General features: G+C 70.1%; 5 protein-coding genes. 3 read left to right on the forward strand and 2 right to left on the reverse strand.

What is annotated here, in order from left to right; translation table 11 throughout:
- Positions 1-136: 136 nt before the first annotated feature.
- Entirely contained in the window at positions 137-469 is a 333-nt protein-coding gene (locus tag IOE58_RS13985) for a hypothetical protein (RefSeq protein WP_193866959.1), read from the reverse strand.
- Positions 470-765: 296 nt separating this feature from the next.
- On the opposite strand from IOE58_RS13985, the gene IOE58_RS13990 reads away from it, so the two are divergent.
- The 3 genes from IOE58_RS13990 to IOE58_RS14000 all read left to right on the forward strand — a co-directional run bounded on the left by IOE58_RS13990 (position 766) and on the right by IOE58_RS14000 (position 2,469).
- Entirely contained in the window at positions 766-1,035 is a 270-nt protein-coding gene (locus IOE58_RS13990; RefSeq protein ID WP_193866960.1) for a hypothetical protein, read from the forward strand.
- A 67-nt stretch (positions 1,036-1,102) separates the two neighbouring features.
- Positions 1,103-1,849, forward strand: a complete 747-nt coding sequence (locus tag IOE58_RS13995; protein WP_193866961.1) for a hypothetical protein — start codon at positions 1,103-1,105, stop codon at positions 1,847-1,849.
- A gap of 59 nt (positions 1,850-1,908) precedes the next feature.
- Entirely contained in the window at positions 1,909-2,469 is a 561-nt protein-coding gene (locus tag IOE58_RS14000) for a hypothetical protein (RefSeq protein WP_193866962.1), read from the forward strand.
- Positions 2,470-2,830: 361 nt separating this feature from the next.
- Here the strand turns inward: IOE58_RS14000 and IOE58_RS14005 are convergent.
- On the reverse strand, positions 2,831-3,127 hold a 297-nt coding region (locus IOE58_RS14005), incomplete at its 5' end, for a hypothetical protein (protein WP_193866963.1).

Genomic DNA, 3,127 nt, shown 5'->3' on the forward strand with positions numbered 1-3,127 from the left:
CCCGGCCTGCTCGTCTCGGGGGCGCGCAGGGGCGTCGACCGCCTGGGATGCGCCGGGCTGGCGTTGGGCCGTCTGGGGCTCGTGCAGCGGGGCCGGCACGTCGCGGTTGCAGCATGCCGGCCCCTGCTCGTGGTGGTCACCGTCCGCCCCACGCCCGCCGGTAGAGCTGCGCATCGGCCGGGCTGAGGCCTCGCGTGGGGCTGGGCCGCTCGGTGTCGTGCTCCTCGTCGTCGTCGAGGTCGGCGGGTGAGGCGTCGCGCCAGGCGCGCATGAGGGCCTGGTCGTTAGGGGCGAGGTCGGCGAGGTCGTCGTCGTCCGCGGTGGGGGCGGGCCGGTTCAGCGCCTGGTCGATGGCTCGCTCGTGTGCGGTGGGGCCGTCGTCGGGGGTGGCGCTGGTGGCCTGCTGGGCGGTGCGTGGCCTCGGCCCGTTCGGGGTGCCGCGGCGACCAGACCCCCACCCCGCCGCCAATCATCGAGGCGGACCTCGATGCCAGCCTCCCGGTCGGCCTCGGCATGTCTCTCTCCGAGGGACCGGGGCGTGCCATAGGGTCGGGGCCGCGTGTGACATACAGGCAGGAGCCAGCGTTCTGGCTGGTCAGGAGGTGTTTTGTGGTGGCACAGGTTGCGGTGTGTGGGACGCGGTCGGGGTACAACCGGCACAGGCGGCTCGGGGAGGAGGCGTGCGGGCCGTGTCGGGCGGCGAACAGCCGGCGGGTGCGTGAGCAGCGGGCGGAGGCTCGGCGCCCGGAGGTGCCTCCGGCCCTGGTGCCTCATCCGGGCGCGGCGGGGGCCGTGCCGGATCGGGTGGCGGAGCTGCGGTGGCAGGTGGAGCAGCTGCGGGAGGGCATGGTGTGGGCGGTCGTGAACGATCCGGGGAAGGTCGCGGCGATGGCGCGGGAGCGGCGGGAGACGTTGGGCGAGCTCGAGCAGGCTGAACACGCGGCCGGCATCGACGGGGCGGGCAGCGACGAGCTCGGCCGGATGCTCGAGGGACCGTGGTCACTGGGGCCACCGTCACCGCCGTCGAGCTCGTGACCGGGGTCGGGTAGCGGCGCCCCTGGAAGGGGCGGCCGATGTCGGGGCGGCGGGTTATGGTTCGGGCATGAGCCGAGACCAGTCCCCGCCGCGCGACGAGCCCAGTGACATCGAAGAACCTGACGACGTCGAGGAGCTCGACGGGCCCCTGGCGGGCGGGGTTGACGACTCGCAGGCCCGTTTGAAAATCGAGGAGGACGCGGACGGGCGGACACAGCTCTACGAGCGCGGACCCGACGGCGAATGGGTTCTCAAGGAGAACCCTCCGGTCAGTGACGATCCCGAGGTGGATGCGATCGGCCAGCTGGACTACGAGGAGATCGAGGAGATCCTCGAGAACGAGGACGACCCGAGGCACGAGCTCGCGAAGGAGTATTCCAAGCGGTCGAACGAACGCATGATGCAGTCGTTGCGGCCGATCACGGACCAGTACCGCTCCCTGTGGAAGAACGTCATCGGCTCGAGCACCGCTTTCGACCTAGTGAAGAAGGTGCCCGTCACCCCCAAGCCGATCGTTCCGAAGTTCGTGAGCGAACGGCCGAGCCTTATAGATTTTCCCGAGGTTCCGGACGTGGAGATTCCCCGCAATCCGGCGTACGACGTGCTCGAGGAGCAGCGGGCGATGAACAGCGCGATCGTCGAGACGAACGGGCATCTGGCGGAGATGGTGGCGCAGGCCAAGGCTGACGCCGAGAGCTCTGCTGCGAAGGCGGCCGAGGAGAAGGGGCGTGCGCAGTGGGCGCTGGGCGCAGCGTGGGCGGCGGTGGGCGTGACCGTAATCGTTGGCGTCGTCCAGATCATCCAGAATATGTGACGAGCTCACTTCAATTGGTTATCGCTTCCGAGGCCGGGAAGGCGCTCTAGCATCTGACCATGGACTCAACTTTCTGGGATGCAGTGGCCGCGATCGCGGCAGTCATAGCGCTTGCCGGTGGCGGGGTGTCGTGGTGGCAGGCGAACGCCTCAAAGGCCGCGAAAGCGGACGCGGTGCACGCGAAGGACTTGGCGGAGCGGCAGGCTGCGGCGGCAGAGGATCAAGCGAAAGCAGCGGGCGAGCAGGCTGCGACGGCCGTGCAGCAGGTGGCACACCTTGAGGGGATGCTCGCCGAGGCGAGGGAGCAGTCGGACAGTCTGGGACGCATCGCCGAGGCGACCGCCCCGCGCCCGCTCGAGGTCGTGCATGTGCAGGGCATCTTGTACCGGCTGCGGAACAACACCTCTACGGACATGGTCATCGAGCAGATCGACAACCGGGACCGGTTCCAGCGTCTCGACTACCTCGAGGCGGGCACTGAGCTGCGCGCGCACGAGTCGGTGGAGTTCCGGGCGGGCGGTTCGATGGGGATGCCGGTCCCGAGCACTCTGGTGCTGGGGATGGTGGGGGAGGATCGGCCGTTCGCGGTGGAGATTCCCCCGAAGCCACCGAAGGCATAGACACACGCGGGCCCCCGCGGGGGAATGGCGGGGCCTGCGGCCCCCAGAAGCCTGCCCCCTTCCCCACGGTTTGCCCGCCGCCCTGGACTCCTCATCCGACTGTAGAGACGACTGCTAGGCCCCCCGCAGAAGCGGGACGCCTGAGCCGTTCATCGTCCCCGCGGCCGACGGGGTACGCCGCGCCCGGTCTACGCGATTCGTGAGGGTCCTACTCGACCGGCCGTCGTCTGTTCGCCCCGGTGATCGGTGAGGGGCAGCGTGGAGACGTAGAGAGAGCACGCTGGGAGGGCCTGGGCCGTCCTAGACCGTCCACAGGCACCCCGGATGCGTGCGGGGGTGGCTGTGGGCGGCGTGGGACGCCTCAGGCGCGTGCGGTGGTGGCCTCGAGTGCGAGCGCGAACGCGGCCGCGGCCTGCAGGTGTCCTGCGAGGGCTGCGGCCTCGTGGATCCACAGTTGTGAGGGGCCGTCGATGAGCTCGACACGGTAGGGGGTGAGGGCGATGCTGGGCGTCGCCCAGGTCTCGAGGTCGTCGTCGTGCACCTCGTGGCCGGCGTGGACGGTGACGATGTCACCGAACCGGCGGGTGTGGATCGTCTCCCACGGCATCAGGTCGGAGAGCTTGACCCAGTGGCGATCTTCGCGGGCGCTGTCGCACCA

This window comes from Brachybacterium epidermidis (assembly GCF_015209585.1).
In the GTDB taxonomy this organism is placed as follows: Bacteria; Actinomycetota; Actinomycetes; order Actinomycetales; family Dermabacteraceae; genus Brachybacterium; species Brachybacterium epidermidis.